This is a genomic window from Robertmurraya phoenicis, assembly GCF_047302285.1.
In the GTDB taxonomy this organism is placed as follows: Bacteria; Bacillota; Bacilli; order Bacillales; family Cytobacillaceae; genus Robertmurraya.
Map to the genome: position 1 here is coordinate 2,300,694 of NZ_CP154845.1, position 19,777 is coordinate 2,320,470.

Annotated in this window: 14 protein-coding genes; 13 read left to right on the forward strand and 1 reads right to left on the reverse strand. The window is 37.1% G+C overall.

The features are described from left to right. Window positions 1-137 precede the first annotated feature (137 nt). The 10 genes from glgB to AA0X71_RS11420 all read left to right on the forward strand — a co-directional run bounded on the left by glgB (window position 138) and on the right by AA0X71_RS11420 (window position 13,984). A complete protein-coding gene (gene glgB / locus AA0X71_RS11375; protein WP_413362185.1) occupies window positions 138-2,051 on the forward strand; it encodes a 1,4-alpha-glucan branching protein GlgB in 1,914 nt (637 codons plus the stop codon). Between the two features lie 23 nt (window positions 2,052-2,074). After that, window positions 2,075-3,364 (forward strand): glucose-1-phosphate adenylyltransferase, encoded by a 1,290-nt coding sequence (locus AA0X71_RS11380; RefSeq protein ID WP_413362187.1) that lies wholly within the window; start codon window positions 2,075-2,077, stop codon window positions 3,362-3,364. Beyond that, window positions 3,361-4,479 (forward strand): glucose-1-phosphate adenylyltransferase subunit GlgD, encoded by a 1,119-nt coding sequence (gene glgD, locus AA0X71_RS11385; protein WP_413362189.1) that lies wholly within the window; start codon window positions 3,361-3,363, stop codon window positions 4,477-4,479. The genes AA0X71_RS11380 and glgD overlap by 4 nt, the downstream gene beginning before the upstream one ends. A gap of 37 nt (window positions 4,480-4,516) precedes the next feature. Continuing rightward, window positions 4,517-6,121 carry a glycogen synthase GlgA gene (gene glgA, locus AA0X71_RS11390; RefSeq protein ID WP_413362191.1) on the forward strand — a complete coding sequence of 535 codons (1,605 nt, stop codon included), beginning with the start codon at window positions 4,517-4,519 and terminating at the stop codon, window positions 6,119-6,121. 162 nt (window positions 6,122-6,283) lie between these two features. Next, window positions 6,284-8,707 (forward strand): glycogen/starch/alpha-glucan phosphorylase, encoded by a 2,424-nt coding sequence (locus AA0X71_RS11395; RefSeq protein ID WP_413362193.1) that lies wholly within the window; start codon window positions 6,284-6,286, stop codon window positions 8,705-8,707. A 61-nt stretch (window positions 8,708-8,768) separates the two neighbouring features. Next, a complete protein-coding gene (locus AA0X71_RS11400) occupies window positions 8,769-10,616 on the forward strand; it encodes a glycoside hydrolase family 13 protein (RefSeq protein WP_413362195.1) in 1,848 nt (615 codons plus the stop codon). A gap of 185 nt (window positions 10,617-10,801) precedes the next feature. Then, on the forward strand, window positions 10,802-11,827 hold the full coding sequence (locus tag AA0X71_RS11405; RefSeq protein WP_413362197.1) for a fatty acid desaturase: 1,026 nt from the start codon (window positions 10,802-10,804) through the stop codon (window positions 11,825-11,827). Window positions 11,828-11,928: 101 nt separating this feature from the next. Next, window positions 11,929-13,062 (forward strand): sensor histidine kinase, encoded by a 1,134-nt coding sequence (locus tag AA0X71_RS11410; RefSeq protein ID WP_413362199.1) that lies wholly within the window; start codon window positions 11,929-11,931, stop codon window positions 13,060-13,062. Continuing rightward, window positions 13,059-13,658 carry a response regulator gene (locus AA0X71_RS11415; RefSeq protein ID WP_413362201.1) on the forward strand — a complete coding sequence of 200 codons (600 nt, stop codon included), beginning with the start codon at window positions 13,059-13,061 and terminating at the stop codon, window positions 13,656-13,658. The genes AA0X71_RS11410 and AA0X71_RS11415 overlap by 4 nt, the downstream gene beginning before the upstream one ends. Before the next feature lie 77 nt (window positions 13,659-13,735). Then, a complete protein-coding gene (locus tag AA0X71_RS11420) occupies window positions 13,736-13,984 on the forward strand; it encodes a hypothetical protein (RefSeq protein ID WP_413362203.1) in 249 nt (82 codons plus the stop codon). 566 nt (window positions 13,985-14,550) lie between these two features. Here the strand turns inward: AA0X71_RS11420 and AA0X71_RS11425 are convergent. Further along, window positions 14,551-16,014 (reverse strand): diguanylate cyclase domain-containing protein, encoded by a 1,464-nt coding sequence (locus tag AA0X71_RS11425; protein ID WP_413362205.1) that lies wholly within the window; start codon window positions 16,012-16,014, stop codon window positions 14,551-14,553. A 258-nt stretch (window positions 16,015-16,272) separates the two neighbouring features. On the opposite strand from AA0X71_RS11425, the gene AA0X71_RS11430 reads away from it, so the two are divergent. The 3 genes from AA0X71_RS11430 (at window position 16,273) to AA0X71_RS11440 (ending at window position 19,732) form a co-directional block, all read left to right on the forward strand. Then, window positions 16,273-17,421, forward strand: coding sequence for a thiolase family protein (locus AA0X71_RS11430; RefSeq protein ID WP_413362208.1), 1,149 nt, complete (start codon window positions 16,273-16,275; stop codon window positions 17,419-17,421). Window positions 17,422-17,448: 27 nt separating this feature from the next. Beyond that, on the forward strand, window positions 17,449-18,219 hold the full coding sequence (locus tag AA0X71_RS11435) for a 3-hydroxyacyl-CoA dehydrogenase (protein ID WP_413362210.1): 771 nt from the start codon (window positions 17,449-17,451) through the stop codon (window positions 18,217-18,219). A 142-nt stretch (window positions 18,220-18,361) separates the two neighbouring features. Next, window positions 18,362-19,732 carry an aldehyde dehydrogenase gene (locus tag AA0X71_RS11440; RefSeq protein ID WP_413362212.1) on the forward strand — a complete coding sequence of 457 codons (1,371 nt, stop codon included), beginning with the start codon at window positions 18,362-18,364 and terminating at the stop codon, window positions 19,730-19,732. Window positions 19,733-19,777 lie beyond the last annotated feature (45 nt).

A 19,777-nucleotide genomic window follows, 5' to 3' on the forward strand; every position in this document is an offset into this window, starting at 1 on the left:
TGTAAGAAATTCTCACAAAATTTACAAATAATGCTAACATAAATGTTACAATAATATTCATATTATAATTTTAATGTTGTTAGATTTTCTTATTAGGTGATTAATCCTTATGTGATGTAGTAAAGGAGCTGGTAAAGTTGCAGCAATATAAAGAAGATATGTCATTAGCAAAATACTTATTTCACCATGGGCAGAATTTCCGTGCATATGATTATTTAGGTTCTCATTTTACAGAAAATAATGAAAAGTCAGGCTTTGTTTTTCGTGTTTGGGCACCAAATGCTGAATCTGTTTCAGTTGTAGGGGATTTCAATCAATGGAATCATCAGTCCCATCCAATGGAAAAGGAAACTGAAGAAGGAATATGGGAGCTTTTTATTGATGGATTGGAGGAATACTCGTTATATAAGTTCGCCATTTTGACAAAAGATGGACGTATACTTTTTAAAGCTGACCCATATGCATTTCATAGTGAAACGAAGGAACAGACTGCTTCTTTTACGTACCGCTTCGAAAATAAATTTTCATGGACTGACGAGGATTGGCAAAGGGTGAAAGAAAAGCAAAATATTTATGAGAGTCCGCTCAATATTTACGAAGTACACTTAGGATCATGGATGAGAACAGATGATGATCAGTATTTAAATTATCGAATGATGGCTAATCGTCTTATTCCATATGTGAAAAAAATGGGTTATACCCATCTAGAGCTTCTTCCTTTAACTGAACATCCATATGACCTTTCCTGGGGTTACCAAGTTTGCGGGTATTATAGTGTGACATCGAGATTTGGAAAACCAGAGGATTTCATGTATTTTGTTAATCTGGCTCATGAGCATGGAATAGGGATCATTATGGATTGGGTTCCCGCTCACTTTCCTAAGGATGCCCACGGATTATATGAATTTGATGGTCAGCCTTTATATGAGTATCAAGACCCTTATAAGCAGGAACATAAGCAATGGGGAACAAGAATATTCGATTTTGGGAGAAAAGAAGTTCGCGCTTTCTTAATCTCTAATGCCCTCTTTTGGATGGAGAAATTCCATATTGATGGTATACGTGTTGATGCCGTTGCTTCCATGCTTTATTTGAATTACAACAAGGAAGACGGTGAATGGAAACCGAATATATATGGAGGAGATGGAAATCTCGAAGCGATTGAATTCATTAAAGAGTTAAATCATACTGTACTTACAAACTTCCCTCACAATTTGATGATAGCAGAAGAATCAACAGCCTGGCCTGGTGTTACACTCCCCCCATCCTTCGACGGTTTAGGATTTAATTTTAAATGGAATATGGGCTGGATGAATGATGTTTTATCTTATATTAAAGTCGATCCAATCGCACGCCAATATCATCAAGACAAATTAACTTTTCCAATTATGTATGCTTGTGAAGAAAATTTCATATTACCGATCTCTCATGATGAAGTGGTCCATGGTAAACATTCGTTATTAGATAAAATGCCAGGAGAATACCATGAAAAATTTGCTGGTGTACGAAGTTTTCTTCTATATATGCTTTGTCATCCCGGCAAGAAACTGACGTTTATGGGTGCTGAAATTGGCCAATTCGTAGAATGGAATTGTGAAAAATCGATTGAATGGTTCCTATTAAAATATGAATCCCATAAAAAACTACAGCATTTTTTTAGTGAGGCCAATCACTTTTACTTACAGAATTCCCCTCTATGGGAATTAGATTGTTATCAAGATGGGTTCAAATGGATTTGCCATAATGATCATTATCGAAATATATTAGCCTTTCGACGAATCGATAAAGAAGGAAAAGATTTGATTATTATTGTCAATTTTTCTCCAGTAATATGGGAGGATTATTTTGTAGGAGTTCCAAAAAAAGGAAACTATAAAGAAATTTTTAATACTGATTTGAAAAAATTTGGTGGTTCAGGTATTCGGAATCGAAAACAACTAGGAACGAAAGATGAGCAGATGCATGGGTATGAGCAATATATTTCTATTACTTTACCACCCTTAACAACACTTGTTTTCCAACATGTCGAGCGGAATAAAGTGAAAATTTAGGAAAAGGAAAGGGGAAGGGAAATATGTTTCGAAAGAAAAAATGTGTAGCGATGCTCCTTGCTGGAGGGCAAGGAAGTAGATTATATGTTCTCACGAAGCAAATTGCAAAACCTGCAGTGCATTTTGGAGGGAAATATCGCATTATCGATTTTACCCTTTCAAACTGTATTAATTCTGGAATTGATACGGTTGGTGTTTTAACTCAATATCAACCGCTTGAACTGAACGATTATATTGATAATGGAGAACCTTGGGATCTTGATCGGACATACGGTGGTGTCCATGTCCTTCCCCCATATCAAGGAGTACAAGGTGGAGACTGGTACAAAGGGACAGCGAATGCTATCTATCAAAATATGAATTTCATTGATCGCTATAAACCTGAATATGTGATTATTTTGTCAGGGGATCATATTTACAAGATGGATTATAGTAAAATGCTGGACTATCATATTGAAAAAAATGCCGACTGTACAATTGCTACTCTTTCCGTTCCTTTTGAGGAAGCAAGTCGTTTCGGTATAACAAATACGTATGATGATGGAAGGATCTATGAATTCGAGGAGAAACCAGCAGTCCCAAAAAGTAATATGGCTTCGATGGGCGTCTATATTTTTAAGAAAGAAGCGCTGTATCGTTATTTAACAGAAGATGAGAAGGATGAGTACTCTTCGAAAGATTTTGGTAAAAATGTCATCCCTTCTATGCTGCTTGGAGGAGAGAGATTATTTGCATATCCGTTTCAAGGGTATTGGAAGGACGTCGGGACATTACAATCTTTATGGGAAGCAAATATGGATCTATTAGGTACAAATCCTAAGCTTGATTTAAATGACCATAAATGGAAAATCAGCTATCGTCATTATCCAGACCACCCTCACTATATAGGTCATGGAGCAAAGGTGACGAACAGCGTCATTGCAGAAGGGTGTGAGATTCATGGTACGGTTGAAAACTCGGTCCTCTTTAGTGGTGTCACTGTTGAGAAGGGGGCAGTGGTGAGGGATAGTGTTGTGATGAGTAATACCGATATTAAAGAAGGGGCATCGGTACTTTACAGTATTGTCGATGTTGGTGTTCAAGTAGGAAGAAATGTGAAAATTGGCGAGGATAAGTTGTCCGAAGGAGAATTAACGGTATTAGGTAGTGGTGTGAGGGTAAAGGAAAATACATTTATCCATAGTGGTGAGATTATCGATAGCAATATGTATTTAAAGTATTTAGAAAAACCTTTTTCAAAAGGCTTCGCCATCACAAGAAAAACGGAAGGTGCCATTCATGCTAATTTAATTGAAAGAGAGGCTATCGAATGAACGCAGTAGGGATTGTCTTTTCTAATATTGGCGATAAGCATGTACCAGAAATTACAAAGAAACGAATCATGGCTTCAGTCCCTTTTGGAGGAAGGTATCGACTCATTGACTTTGTCCTTTCGAACATGACCAATTCAGGAATCAATAAAATCGGAATTATTACAAAAAGAAATTACCAGAATTTAATGGATCACATCGGAACCGGGAAAGCTTGGGATTTGGCACGAAAAAGAGGAGGTATTCGTGTCATTCAACCATACGGGGATGATTCTGACGGTCTTATTCCAATCGATAATCGATTAGATACATTAAAGGGGATCATGTACTATCTGGATAAAACGGATGAAAAATACGTTATCTTATCTGATTGTGATGTCGTTTGTAATTTATCATATGCAGACATTCTTAAAAATCATATTGACCATCATGCAGATGTAACGGTTTTATATAAAAGAAGTAGCGAATATGCTATCTGGAAGGGAAATCGGACCGTATTTGAAATGGATGAGAATCAGCGGATCATAAAGGTAAAGGATGCGGCGCATACAAAAAAAGGGGAAGCTCTTTTTTTAGGGACGATGATCATTCAAAAAGACTTTTTAAAGCGCCATATTATGCAAGCCGTGAATTACGGTTACAAAAGAATAATTGATTATTGTGGAGATCATTCAGCAGACTTTACGATAAGAGGGGTAGAATTTAAAGAATATTCAGAATACGTAGACTCGTTAGAAAGTTATTTAAAATGTAATTTAGATCTTTTAAATCTTTCGGTACGCGAAGATCTCTTCCGTAAAGTATATCGTCCTATTTATACAAGTGTAAATGATTCTTCCCCGACCAAATACGGTGCAAATGCAGTTGTTGAGAACTCAATTATCGCAGATGGCTGCATCATAAATGGGACTGTCAAAAATTCTGTTATTTTTCGAGGTGTAAAGATTAAAAGCGGGGCAACAGTCAGTAACAGTATTATTATGCAAGATAGCGAAATTGGCATCAATGCCACATTAAATCACATCGTTACCGATAAAAATGTAATAATTGGGGAAAATCGAATGTTATGCGGGCACCAAACACATCCTTTTTATATTGACAAAGGTGCTATTATATAAATCTCAAAAAATTAAAATCCTTTGGTGGTGAAGGAAAATGAGCAAGCAGGAAATCATTGATAAAAACGGAGTGACGGTCGATAGAGACGTCAGTTGGCAAATAAAAATCGTCAATGAAAGATTAATAGATAATGACTCGGTTAAAATCCCATCTAAAAAAGTGGGGGTAAATTCAATCGATCTTTCTATGGAAGATCGATCTGGAAAGGATAAAACGAATATCCTGATTGCTGCTTCTGAAGCAGCACCATTTTTTGTTACAGGTGGTCTTGGGGAGGTAATCGGTTCACTCCCTAAAGCGATTATGAAGGAAGATAGTCATCACTTTGACATACGTGTTGTTTTACCACTGTATGAAACCATTCGTCCTGAGGATAGAAGTCAGTTAGAATTTCTTGGCCATTTTGATGTTTCTTTATCATGGAGAAAACAGTATTGTGGCGTTTTTAAAATGGAGAAAAATGGAGTTGTTTATTATTTTATTGACAATGAGTTTTATTTTAGAAGAACGGTTCCTTATGGATATGGGGATGATGGTGAACGGTTTGCCTTTTTTAGCAAAGCTGTGTTAGAAAGCATCCATTTGATGGATTTTAAGCCGACCATTATACATTGTCACGATTGGCAAACAGCATTAATTCCTGTATACCTTCATTTTACCCATCATGATTTACAGTTGAAATCACTTTTTACGATCCACAATATTGAATACCAAGGGAAAAGTGATTTAAACATGATCGAAGATATCATCGGCTTACCAAAAGAAGCTCTTGGAATTCTTGAATATAGAGGGGCAGTTAATCTAATGAAGGCTGCCATTGAAACGGCCCATCAAGTTAATACCGTTAGTCCGAATTATGCGTCCGAATTGAAATATGATTATTTCGCAAAAGGCTTAGCTTCAATCATCCAGAGGAATGAGCATAAGATGGTTGGAATATTAAATGGAATCGATACAGAGCTGTATGATCCAAAAACCGATTCTGCTATTTTCACAAACTTTGATAAAGATTCCATTGAAAAAAAGAAGGAAAATAAAGTTCAATTACAAAAACTTGTCAATCTTCCAAGCGATGAAAAAGTTCCGTTAATTGCCATTGTAAGCAGACTTGTCTCCCATAAAGGGCTTGATTTAATTACGGCTATGATGGAGAAATTGATGAATGAACATGTTCAAGTAGTTGTTTTAGGGATTGGTGAAAGAAAATATGAGGATTATTTTAGATGGCTTCAGGATCAGTACCAAGGTAAGGTTGCATCACTCATTAGCTTTAATCAAGATTTAGCAAGAAAAATCTATGCAGGTGCAGACTTTTTCTTAATGCCATCTCAAAGTGAACCTTGTGGGTTAGCGCAAATGATTGCCTTAAGATATGGAACGGTTCCGATTGTTCATGCAGTAGGGGGATTACGTGATACGATTCAAGATTGCTCAACTGGTGAAGGGAATGGTTTCGTCTTCGAGCAGTATAATGGGGACGATCTTTTTGATGCAATCTCTCGGGGGTTAAATGCTTATCGTAACGAAGAGAATTGGAATTCTCTCGTTAAATGGGTAATGAATTTAGATTATAGCTGGGAAAAATCGGCGAAGGAATATGAAAAATTATATTTAGACTTAAATGAAATATATGTGATGTGAGCCTGTATGTAGTTTAATGCACTTTGAAAAGGGGAATGGATATCACAATCTTAACTAAAAATAGCGTTTGTTCAAGGAGATATTTCGCTAAAGTTTGTATGGCCTGGCCTGTAATAGACATCGCCTTAAATTATAAAACCCGTTTTGACAGGAGGTATCTCCATGGAAAACAACATGACAAAAGAAGAATTAAGTACGATTATTCGAAGTAAATTATCGAGGCATTATGGAATATCGACAACAGAAGCTGATCGTGCTCAAATGTATAAAAGCTGTGCTCGAACGGTTCTTGAATTGTTATCGGAAAAACGTACAAAATTTAACCAAAAAATCAAAGAGAATGAATCAAAGAAAGTATATTACCTATGCATGGAATTTCTAGTCGGTCGCTCCCTTAAAAACAATTTGTATAATCTGGGGATTGAAGAGACGTTCCGTGAAGTTCTAGAAGATTGGGATTTTGAACTAGAAGACCTCTATAATGAAGAGCCGGATCCAGGGTTAGGAAATGGAGGCCTTGGCCGGTTGGCTTCCTGTTTTATGGATTCTTTAGCCACTCTCGAGTATCCAGCAATGGGGTATTCGATTTGCTATGAATACGGGCTTTTTAAACAGAAAATCGTTGATGGTTGGCAAATGGAGCTCCCAGATATTTGGCTGCCTGGGGGCCATGTTTGGCTCAATCAACGTAATGACCTCGTTTGTCATGTTCGCTTTAACGGTCATGTAGAGGAAAACTGGACAGATGAAGGATTACAGGTAAAGCATCTTAATTATGATGAAATCGAAGCTGTTCCATACGATTTAATGATTTCTGGTGCGGATTCAGAAGGAGTTTCCATATTAAGGTTATGGCGTGCGAGAGATTTAAATAATTTTGACATGGGTTCATTTGCAAGTGGTGATTATGATCGGGCGATGACGGAAAAAATGAATGCGGAACTGATTTGCAAAGTGTTATATCCGTCTGATAACCATTTTGAAGGAAAGACATTACGATTAAAACAACAGTATTTTCTTGTCTCTGCAACGATTCAAGATATTATCTCAGAGCATTTACAACAATATGGAACATTAGACAACTTTAGCGAAAAAGTGGCGATCCATGTAAATGATACACATCCTGCTCTATGTATCCCAGAATTAATGCGTATTCTTCTTGATGAGTATCATTACAGTTGGCAAAAGGCTTATCAAATCGTGAAGAAGTCCGTTAGCTATACGAATCATACCGTTTTGTCAGAAGCGCTTGAAAGATGGCCAGAAGATTTAATTAAAGGGCAATTACCAAGAATCTATGGAATTATTAAAGGCTTGAATGAAAACTATTGTCAAGAATTATGGAAACGGTATCCGGGAGATTGGGATAAAATTGAGCGGATGGCGATTATTAGTCATGGCCAAATTAGGATGGCAAATTTATGTGTCATTGGCTCATCTCATGTAAATGGTGTATCAAAGCTTCATTCTGATATCTTGAAGAAGCAAGTCTTCTCTGATTACTATCAAGTCGAAGCGAAAAAATTCGCCAGTGTAACGAATGGTATTGCTCATCGGAGATGGCTTTGTCAGTCTAATCCACGCTTAGGACAGCTTTTAGACGAATGCATTGGAACTGGATATAAAAAAGATGCTAGTCAACTTGGGAGTTTTCGAGATTTTTATGGAGACAAGGGCGTCCTAGAACAATTACAATCGATTAAATTAGCGAATAAAATTCGATTTGCTAATCGAATGCAAAATAAAGGTGTGACCATTGATCCTGAGTCTATCTTCGTCGTCCAGGCAAAGAGACTACATGAATATAAACGACAATTGCTTAATGCATTAAGAATTATTTCAATCTATTTAGATTTAAAAGAGAATCCTAATTTAAATATACCTCCGCAAACATTTCTTTTTGCAGCGAAGGCAGCGCCTGGTTACTATACGGCCAAAGAAGTGATACGTCTAATTTGGCATTTAAGTGCCCATATTGAAAAAGATGCTACGATTCGGGAAAAAATCCGTGTGGTCTTTTTAGAAAATTATGATGTCACGATGGCAGAAAGTTTATTACCCGCAGCTGAGGTTAGTGAGCAAATTTCTTTGGCGGGTAAGGAAGCAAGCGGGACCGGTAATATGAAAATGATGATTAATGGCGCCCTAACGATTGGGACAATGGATGGGGCAAACGTGGAAATTCATGAAGCAGTTGGAAAAGATAATATCTTCATTTTTGGTATGACTGCAGAAGAAGTGGAAAGGAAATGGAAGGAAGGTTATGCGGCTTCCTCTTATTATCATAATAATGAAAAGATCCATAAAGTCGTCGATTCCTTACGTCATGGATTTAATGGAGAATCGTTTGAATCCATTTATCGATATTTATTGGTAGGAGACTATGGAATCGGGGATCCATATATGTGTCTTGCTGACTTTCAGGACTATCTAGATGTTTATCAACAACTGTTAGAAGAGTATAGCGATCCAATTAGATGGAATCAAATATCATTGATGAATATTGCTGGTGCTGAGCGTTTTGCTGCAGACAGGAGCATACAAGAATATACGAAGCAAATATGGAACATTCTTACTCTCGTATGACCTGATTCTCACAATACGAGAAAGACAGGAATGTACAGCAAAGAAATAAGGAGCTGTCAATGTGATAGAGCAAATCTGTTCACGATTTAAGGAAGGTAATTTTCGTGATCCAACTGGTGCTGTACCAACTCAATCGGCGATAGAGTTTGAGATTGAAATCCCTCGTACTTTTCAATTAAAGAGTGTTTTTCTCGTCTTGATTAACGATGAAACCAATCATTATCAATATTTGAAAATGATTTGGGACGGAATAATCCGAGGAAAAGATGTTTATACCACAACGATAAACGTCAACCAGCAGGGACTTAACTGGTACTACTTTCAATTGGAAACCATTTCAGACACTTTTTATGTTGGGAAAAAAGGGAAGTCCATATTGGTATTAGACGAAGAGCCTCCTTCTTGGCAGTTAACGGTATATGATCATCAATTCAATACACCCGATTGGATTAAGGGAGGCCTTATTTATCATATTTTCGTGGACCGCTTTGCTCGAGTAGGGTATCCTCCTACAAAGGAAAATGTTATTTTACGAAATGATTGGGGAGGCATGCCGGTTTATCTGCCAAATGAAGAAGGAGAAATACTCAATAATGATTTCTTCGGAGGGAATTTAAAAGGTATCATTGAAAAATTGGATTATCTTAAAGAATTAGGTGTCACTTGCATTTATTTAAGTCCAATTTTTGAGGCATACTCCAATCATAAATATGACACTGGTGATTTTACTAAGATAGATTCGATGTTTGGCTCTATAGAAGATTTTCGCAAACTTTGTAAGGAAAGTAAAAATAGAGGAATGCGAATCCTTCTGGATGGAGTTTTTAATCACACCGGCTCTAATAGTGTCTATTTTAACAAAAATGGGTCATATAACAGTATTGGAGCTTATCAGTCGAAGGAATCCCCGTATTATTCGTGGTATACCTTTTTGGAATATCCAGATAAATATGTGAGTTGGTGGGGGATTAAAACATTACCAGCAGTAAAAGAAAACGAACCTTCTTTTTTAGACTTTATTACTGGAGGGGAAGGGATAGCGAAAAAATGGTTGAAGGAGGGAGCTTCAGGATGGAGGCTTGATGTCCTAGATGAATTACCTGACCGCTTCATTGACTCCTTTCGTAAAGCAGTAAAAAGCCATGATGCGGATACTCTCCTAATTGGTGAGGTTTGGGAAGACGCATCCTATAAGATGTCCTATGGACACCGGCGACGCTACCTGTTAGGACAGCAAATGGATAGCATCATGAATTATCCATTCATGAATGCCATCATTCGATTTGTAAAGTATGGGGATGCCGAGAATTTAGATGAAGTCGTCACATCGATTTTGCAAAATTATCCTCTTTGTGTCGTTCATTGCTTAATGAATATGCTTGGTACACATGATACGAAACGAATATTAACAGCTTTAGGTGGCAAAGAATTAGATGGAACTACAAGAGAAGTGCAGGCTAGTACAGTCATGTCACAAGAGGAAAGACAGATGGCGATCGAACTGTTAAAAATGGCAAGTTTGATTCAAATGACTTTACCAGGTGTACCATGTATTTATTATGGTGATGAAGTAGGGCTTGAAGGCTATGAAGATCCGTTTAATCGTCGCTGCTTTCCATGGGGAAAAGAGCATACAGAGTTACTTAAATGGTATCAAAAATTAGGAGTACTTCGAAAAGAATGGGATGTTTTTAAAGAAGGCAGCTATGAAACCATTTTTGCAAATGAACATGTATATATTTTTCAAAGAAAAAATGATTTTGAAAAAGTAATCGTCGGAGTAAATCGTTCGAAAAAACCATTCCCATTAGAATTAGGAAGTCTGTATATTGATCTATTAAAGGGAACATACGTAGGAGAAAATTTTGTCTTGCCTCCTGATGAAATTTGTATTTTTGGGTTAAAATAATAGATGAAATCCTTCGGTCATTTGATCGAAGGATTTTTACGTTTAATAACATAGAAAAGCGAAAAATTATCTCTATATATGACATTTATCATGTATTGAACATGACAACTATGTCTACCATAATTTATAGCCTTTGTTATGATTAAAACAGAATAAAAAAACAGATGACGAAGGGATGCAAGTGCATGATAAAAGAAAAGCAAAGAAGTCTTCGAAAACAAATGGCTCCGTTTGAAAAATCCACTACAAAAAACAGTATCCTACAGATAGGAAACACGATTGTTCCATTCTTTTTATTATGGATACTGGCTTATCAAGCCTTAAATATTTCCTATGTGTTAACGTTTATTTTGTCTGTCGTTGCAGCAGGCTTCTTGGTGAGAGTATTCATCATCTTTCATGATTGCTGCCATTACTCATTTTTTAGAAATCGAAAAGCCAATGATATTTTGGGAACGATCACTGGCATCTTAACATTATTCCCGTATCGTCAGTGGCAGCACAGTCATTCTGTACATCATGCGACCAGCTCAAATCTAGATAAGCGTGGTACAGGTGATATTTGGATGCTCACGGTAGACGAATATTTAGAAGCGGATAAGTGGACAAAAATCAAATATCGGATGTACCGAAATCCATTTGTTATGTTCGTTCTTGGTCCTATTTACGTATTTTTAATTGAAAACCGTTTTAATCGAAAAGGTGCTCGCAAAAAAGAGCGTATAAACACATATGTGACGAATGTAGCGATTGTTGGATTAACGGCTTTACTTTGTATAACACTGGGCTGGCAGTCATTCCTTTTCATTCAAGGAACGATTTTCATGATTTCAGGTGCTGCAGGAATATGGTTGTTTTATGTACAGCATACATTTGAAGATTCTTATTTTGAGGAAGATGATAACTGGGAGTATGTACGAGCGGCTGTTGAAGGAAGCTCATTTTATAAGCTACCAAAGGCTTTGCAATGGTTTACAGGAAATATTGGCTACCACCATGTTCACCATTTAAGTCCACGGATTCCAAATTATAAGCTTGAAAAAGCACACGAAAATACACCACCGTTACAAAATGTACCAACCGTGACATTATCAACAAGTATTGAATCGATCAAGTTCCACCTTTGGGATGAGAATGAGAAAAAGTTTATCGGGTTTAAGGAATTGAAAGCAAAGAAGGCAAGTAAAGCGAAGTTCTCGCCTGAAGTGTAATAATAATTAGTCGTTCTAACTTAGAGCGACTATTTTCTTTTTGGAAGCTTCTTAATTGTGATAAAATTTGGGGAAAGTCATAAAAGATAGAGGACTCATATATGATTAAAAAACAAATGCTCAAGCAAAAATTTTCAGGGATATCACCTTATATTTGGACGATTATTAGCATATTGCCGTTTTATTTTATTTTTCAATCGTCTTCCACAATTGAAATTATTATCGGACTTCTATTAACGGCTACCTTCTTTCTTACCTATCGTTTTGCTTTTTTATCAAAGAAATGGCTAGTATATGTATGGACGATCATATTAATTAGTATTTCGATGACCATGACGATTCTATTTGATTTTATCTATTTCGCATTTTACATAGCCTACTATAATGGAAATATTCGAAATCGAGTCGCCTTTTTAACTTTATATGTTATTCATTTAGTATTTACAACGGCAGCGATTAACTATAATTTAGTAATGCAGAAGAGCCTTTTTATCGAACAGCTCCCTTTTGTGATCATTATATGGATTAGCGTCATTTTGCTCCCTTTCAACCTTTATAATAAAAAGAAACAAGGGAAGTTAGAAGAACAACTTGAGTATGCAAATAAAAGGATCGCTGAGCTTGTAAAACAAGAGGAACGGCAACGTATCGCTCGCGATCTTCATGATACCCTGGGCCAAAGACTCTCTTTAATCGGATTAAAGTCAGATTTAGCAAGAAAACTTGTCTATAAAGATCCTGAACAGGCAAGAAGTGAATTAAAAGATATTCAACAAACTTCCCGTCAAGCGTTAAATGAAGTTCGTAAAATGGTCTCATCAATGAGGGGAATACGCTTAAGAGATGAACTAATCGAAGTAAGTAAATTGTTAGATGCAGCTGGAATTGAACTAGCTGTTGCTCAAAAAGAATCATTAACGAATGTCTCATTGTTTTTAGAAAATATATTAAGCATGTGTTTAAAAGAAATTATTACCAATGTTGTGAAGCACAGTCAAGCGACTTCTTGTAAAATAACGATCTCACAATCCATCAATGATATTCGCATTGAAGTCACCGATAATGGCGTTGGGATACAAGAACAAATGGATGATAACAAGGGCAGTGGTTTACTTGGGATTAGAGAACGTCTTGAATTTGTTAATGGGAGCTTAGAAACACTTACAAGAAATGGGACAACAATTGTGATGACTGTTCCGAATATAAAAAATATAAGGGAGGGGAATAGAGGATGATAAGGATTGTGATTGCGGAGGATCAACGGATGCTTTTAGGAGCATTAGGATCCTTACTTAGTCTTGAAGATGATATGGAAATTGTCGGGAAAGCTTCAAATGGGGAAGAAGCGATTAAGTTAGTTCATCAATTAAAACCAGACATTTGTTTAATGGATATTGAAATGCCTGAAAAAACAGGATTAGAAGCGGCCGAAGAAATGAAGGGACTTGATTGCAACGTCATAATTCTAACCACTTTTGCACGAACTGGTTATTTTCAACGTGCGTTAAAGGCTGGAGTTAAAGGGTATTTGCTTAAGGATAGTCCGAGTGAAGAGCTAGCAAAGTCAATTCGAGATGTGATGTCTGGAAGAAGGGTGTACGCTCCTGAGTTGATGGATGATATTTACGCAGGGGAAAATCCACTTACTGTTCGGGAGTTAGAGGTTCTGGAACTGGTCGCAGATGGTAGGAACACAAAAGAAATTGCTGAAGAACTAAGTATCAAAACGGGTACGGTTCGTAATTATATTTCAACGATACTTGATAAATTGGACGTAAAAAACAGAATCGAAGCGATTACTCATTTTAAAGAAAAAGGCTGGTTTAAATAACAGTTCATAACAGCTTTGGAAAATGTATGAAATGACTTCAATTAAGGGCATACTACTCAAAAAAAGGAGTAGTTTGAATGTCAATTGAGGTTGGTGCAAAGTTTCAAATTTCAAAAGATATTAAGGGATATTATAACTCAGCAAGATCATTAACGATTACGAATTTAAGTGGAGGAACCGTTCAGTTTACGTTAGCAGAAGGAAAAGGCCACGGTTCTATGCCTCTCCAACATTTACAATATTTACTGAAAAGGACAGAACTAACTCAGGTCGCAAGCAAACGTCAATATCTTCACGATGAACAATCGGAAGAGGAAATTAGTTAAAAAGAAAAAGGAAGAGGCTGGGACATAACTAGCTTCAAATCATGAGAAAGGTGAATCCTGAGGGTACTCAAATTCACCTTTCTCTATTTTTGTCTGTTAATTTTGCCATTAACGCAAGACCTATTTCGTTTTCTACCTTCGGTTTTCCTCGTACAAAAAAATCGAGTGAAACTCAAATTAGCCTTCAAGAATCCAATCGATTTCCGGTTTGTCTAAATTTCTACTATAAGACCCTATTTTGCTCCAACCATCTCTCACCCTTAAGCGGAATTTTTCCTGTTATCTTCTCAATGGAGACCCTTTTAGGGGAAATAACGGAAGATTTTCCGCTTATGGAGAGCAAAATCGTTTATTTTGGCATTTTTTGACTGAATAGCAGGAATTTTTCCTGTTATATCGGCTCTTTTTCATGATGGTTGCTCATTAAGAGGAATTTTTCCTGTTATTTTTTCATAGCGATACTCCAACAGTTTATACGAACACTTTATCCACAAGTCGAGGGAATTTATACACTCCAAACTAGAATCAAAAAGTCGTTACCACCGACTTTTTGACCCAGCCTCTCTTTACACTAAACTTTTCAACAATTGCTTTTCTCGATACATTTCCTGATCTGCTTGTTCAATCACTTCTTGCAGTGTCATGTTTTGATTCGGATCATATGAAATTAAGCCATGGCTAACAGAAATTTCATACGGTTTTGGTGGAGTTTCAGATAAAAGATATACAATTCTCTCCCACAACTGATGAACTTCATGAACTTCTTTTTCAGTGAAAACGATGATGAACTCATCACCGCCATATCGGAAAAAGAGATCTTGTTCCTCGATCTGTTCTTGGATAATTTGACAAACGTTCTTAATTAAATGATCTCCTTCAGCATGTCCATACTTATCATTGACCATTTTCAAATTATTAACATCAATAAAACAGAGGATAAAAGATTCACCTGATGTTTTACTATTAATTAGAAGCTCATTGAGATATTGAAGCCCACTTCGACGATTACGAATACCTGTTAGAGGATCAATTGTGGCATGGAGCATAAGCTCGGCTTCTATTTCTTTTAAGCTCGTTACGTCTGTAACACCTGCAAGAATACATTGTTCTCCTCCATATTCAACTAACTCATAATTTAATTGGACCCATTTATATTCTCCATTTGCGGTTTTTTGTTCGAGCACGAGGTTTTTTACATAACCATAATTCTTTAGTTGCTCTATCATATCTACCCGTTGTTCTTCGTTCTTATAAAATTCTACTGCACGTACGGTGTCGAGCTCATCCTCATTTTTTCCGTAAAATCGAAGGGCTCGTTGGTTAATCTTCACTATTTTTCCATCATTGATCTTTGTTAAGACAAGTGGGTAAGGGTTAATTTCAAAAAATTTGGCAAAATTCTCTTGATGATAGTACTCTTTCTTTTTATTTGTATAGAAGATGATACCAATAAATAAAGCGATGATGACAGTTGCAGTTGAATTAATTTGCTTCGTTACTAAATCGGCAGAATCTTGAACAGTGTAGAGTAAGCCAATATAAAAAATAAGATGAGAAATAAGAAATGCAGGAATGAGAATAATTGGACTTAGATGAAATAAAACAGCTACTCCTATTACAATTGTAATATAGGCATCTATGTTTCCTGAAAAGTTTTGACTGTTTATAGAGCCTGCTGCACCGAGCAACAAGTACATGGAAATATATGAAACAATTAAGATCGTCGCCTTTTTAGAGTTTATAAATGTCGTGCTCTGTTTTATATTCGGGTAGATACATAAATAAATGATTGAAATGAATAAGCTTAAGAGATGAATAACAATAAGAGTGTATCGGAATAAAGTGTTTTCAACACTTTTCAACATGATAAAGTCAGCGTATAGATAAAAAAGATACAGTATCGTAAGAATGATGGATACAATGTATAATCTCTTCAATAGTTGTCGGTTATTCTCATGGATAAAATCAAGTGGAGTGTCTTTTGTTTGATTTGATAAGAAACCTTTTAGTTTGTTTAATGAATTTTTCAATATTCTCAATCCTTTTTTCGATATCTCTAGGTATTTTAGCATATACAAAAGGGGAAAAAATTCTTTTTTTCTGAATAGCCAATAAATATTCCCTATTTAATACTCTTTGGTTAATTTACAGAAAATTTTTAATTGAACATGATATAATTAGTGTGTGAATAGTACAAAGGTAGGTTGGTGGATTTCGCTGTAAGCGTTAACAATTTATAAGGACAAAAAAATAGTTTAATAGCATAGTATATTTAAGGAGGAGTTTAAATGAGAGAAGTCGTTATTGTGGAGGCTGTAAGATCACCTGTTGGAAAAAGAAAAGGGTTACTGAGGAATGAAAGACCTGACGAATTAGCGGCAAAGGTTTTAAAGGAAGTTGTCATACGTACAGGCATCTCAGCGGATATGGTAGAGGATGTTATTTTAGGATGTGTATCTCAAGTAGAGGAACAAGGAGTAAATATTGCTCGTTCGGCTGCATTAATGGCAGAATTCCCCATTGAAGTACCAGGTACGACGATTGATCGGCAATGTGGCTCAGGCCAACAGGCCATTCATTTTGCAGCACAGGCCATCTTAAGTGGAGATATGGATATTGTGATTGCTGGTGGAGTGGAGAGTATGACAAGAGTACCGATGAATTCAACAAGAAAAGCATCTGACTGGAGTGAAACCCTTACTTCTCGTTACGAAATCATTCATCAAGGACTATCTGCAGAGCGCATTGTTGAACAATGGGGACTAAGTAGAAAAGAGCTCGATAAGTTTGCTTTAGAGAGTCATCAAAGAGCATTACAAGCCCAGGACGAAGGCTATTTTAACCGTGAAATCATGCCATTAGAGGTTACCCTTGATGATGGAACGAAACAGATGGTGACTCAAGATGAGGGACCAAGACGAGAAACATCCCTTGAAAAACTGGCAACGCTAAAGCCCGTATTTATCGAAGAGGGTAAAATTCATGCAGGTAATTCTAGTCAAATGAGCGATGGAGCTGCTGTTCTTTTATTAATGGCTAAAGAAAAAGCAGAGGAACTCGGCCTTAAACCAAGATTTAAAGTAATCGCTCGTACAGTCGTTGGCTCTGACCCAACATTGATGCTTACGGGGCCCATAGAAGCAACAAAGCGTGTACTTAAAAAAGCAGGACTTTCGATTGACGATATCGATACGTATGAAGTAAACGAGGCATTTGCACCAGTGCCGCTTGTTTGGTTAAAAGAATTAGGGGCGGATCCTAAGAAGTTAAATCCCAATGGAGGAGCGATTGCTTTAGGACATCCTCTTGGGGCAAGTGGGGCTCGACTCATGATCACGATGATGCATGAATTAGAGAGAACTAAGGGCAAATATGGACTGCAAGCAGTATGCGAGGGCGGTGGCATGGCTAATGCTACCATTATTGAAAGATGCTAGATTATTATCAATAACGGAGATGATTAGATGAAGCTACATCATATCGTAGCCTTAGTCACAGGAGGTGCGTCTGGCTTAGGTGAAGCAACGGTAACCCGAATTGTTGAACATGGTGGCTATGCGGTGATTTTAGATTTAGCAGAGGAAAAAGGGATGGCATTAGTAGAAAAGCTTGGTTCGGAACGCACTCTTTATATTCAGACGGATGTAACAAGTGAAGAACAAGTATCACGCGCCATCAGTAAAACGATTGAGAAGTTTGGAGTTCTCCATGCAGTTATCAACTGTGCAGGGATTGGGATTGCCAAGAAAGTACTTGGGCGTGAAGAACCTCATGATTTATCAACCTTCTCAAAAGTCATTGAAGTGAACTTGATCGGAACATTCAATGTCATTCGTTTAGCTGCTGAAAAAATGATTTCCAATACGCCAAACGAAGAGGGAGAACGAGGTGTTATGATTAGTACCGCTTCAGTAGCCGCTTTTGAAGGTCAAATTGGTCAGGCTGCTTACAGTGCTTCGAAGGGCGGAGTTGTTGGTATGACTTTGCCGATTGCAAGAGAATTAGCAAGATATGGGATACGAAATGTCAGCATCGCACCAGGTCTGATCGATACTCCAATGTTTGAATCACTTCCTGCTCCAGCAAGAGAGGCGCTTGGCGCTATGGTTCCTTTCCCTTCGAGATTAGGCTATCCTGCTGAATATGCGATGTTAGCAACAAGCATCATTGAAAATCCAATGCTCAATGGGGATACGATTCGGCTTGATGGAGCTATCCGGATGCAACCTAAATAAAGTATTGAAGACAATAAAGAGCGGTGTATTCGTCTTTATTGTCTTTTTCGAATTTATGCGAAGAAATGAGTTACTAATTTCCGCATGAATGCTCGAACATTTGGTATTATCATTACATACTCATGTTTAGGAGAATGAAGGAATGGTAAATTACTCTGCACTATTACTAAAGCAAAGAGCTTATTTTCATACAGGTGAGACGAAAGATTTGTCCTTTCGCATTGAAGCTTTACAAAAGCTAGGCAATGCAATTCGCGAAGGTGAACAAAAGCTCATACAAAGCTTAAAGGATGATTTGAATAAGTCTGAATTTGATGCCTATTCTACTGAGATTGGCATTGTTCTCGAAGAAATACGCTTCACCTTAAAAAATCTCCGTCGCTGGGCAAAGCCGCGAAAAGTGAAAACACCGTTCACTCACATTGGTTCAAAAAGCTATATTTACCCTGAACCATATGGAGTAACCTTAATTATTGCTCCATGGAATTACCCGTTTCAACTAGCGATTGCTCCACTCATTGGTGCCATTGCGGCAGGAAATTGCGCGATTTTAAAACCTTCAGAGCTCACACCTAGAACTTCAGAAGTGCTTGCTGAACTAATGAAGCGCCATTTTCCAAAGGAATATATTACAGTCGTAGAAGGTGGAATTGAAACGAGTGAAGCCCTCTTAAATGAAAATTTTGATTACATCTTTTTTACAGGCAGTGTTGGAGTTGGGAAGATTATCATGAAAGCAGCATCTAAACATTTAACCCCAGTCACACTAGAATTAGGTGGAAAAAGCCCATGTATTGTTCATCAAGATGCTAACCTGAAGCTTGCCGCGAAACGAATCGCTTGGGGAAAGTTTATGAACGCTGGTCAGACTTGTATTGCTCCTGATTATTTATATGTACATAAAAGTGTTAAGGAAGAGTTTTTAGCTAATTTAAGAAATGCGGTGACAGAGCTTTACGGTCAGGAACCATTACAAAATAAGGACTACACAAGAATTGTTAGTGAACGGCATTTTAACAGGCTTGAATCATTTTTATCGGAAGGTTCCATTTTTCTAGGTGGGGAAACGTCACCGGAACAATTATCTATTTCTCCAACCGTACTAACGGATATTACATGGGATGACAAGGTGATGGACGATGAAATCTTTGGTCCAATCCTTCCAGTGCTTGAATATGAACAGTTCCCAGAAGTTGTATCAGAAATCCTTAACCATCCCAAGCCGTTAGCGCTGTATTTATTTACTGAAAGCAAGGCCGTGCAAGAGAGTATTCTCGCTCATGTTTCGTTTGGTGGTGGTTGCATTAATGACACTGTGTACCATATTTCAAGTCCTTATCTACCCTTTGGTGGAGTAGGAAATAGCGGAACAGGCGCCTATCATGGTAAGGGAAGTTTTGATACCTTTTCACATGAAAAAAGTATTTTAAAGCAAACTACCTTATTTGATATTCCTCTACGCTATCCTAATGTTAAAAATGGTCTAAAGTATATAAAAATGGTTTTTAAATAGTAAGTAGGAGATTAGGCGCATACATTGTAGTAGTTGAACTTTTCC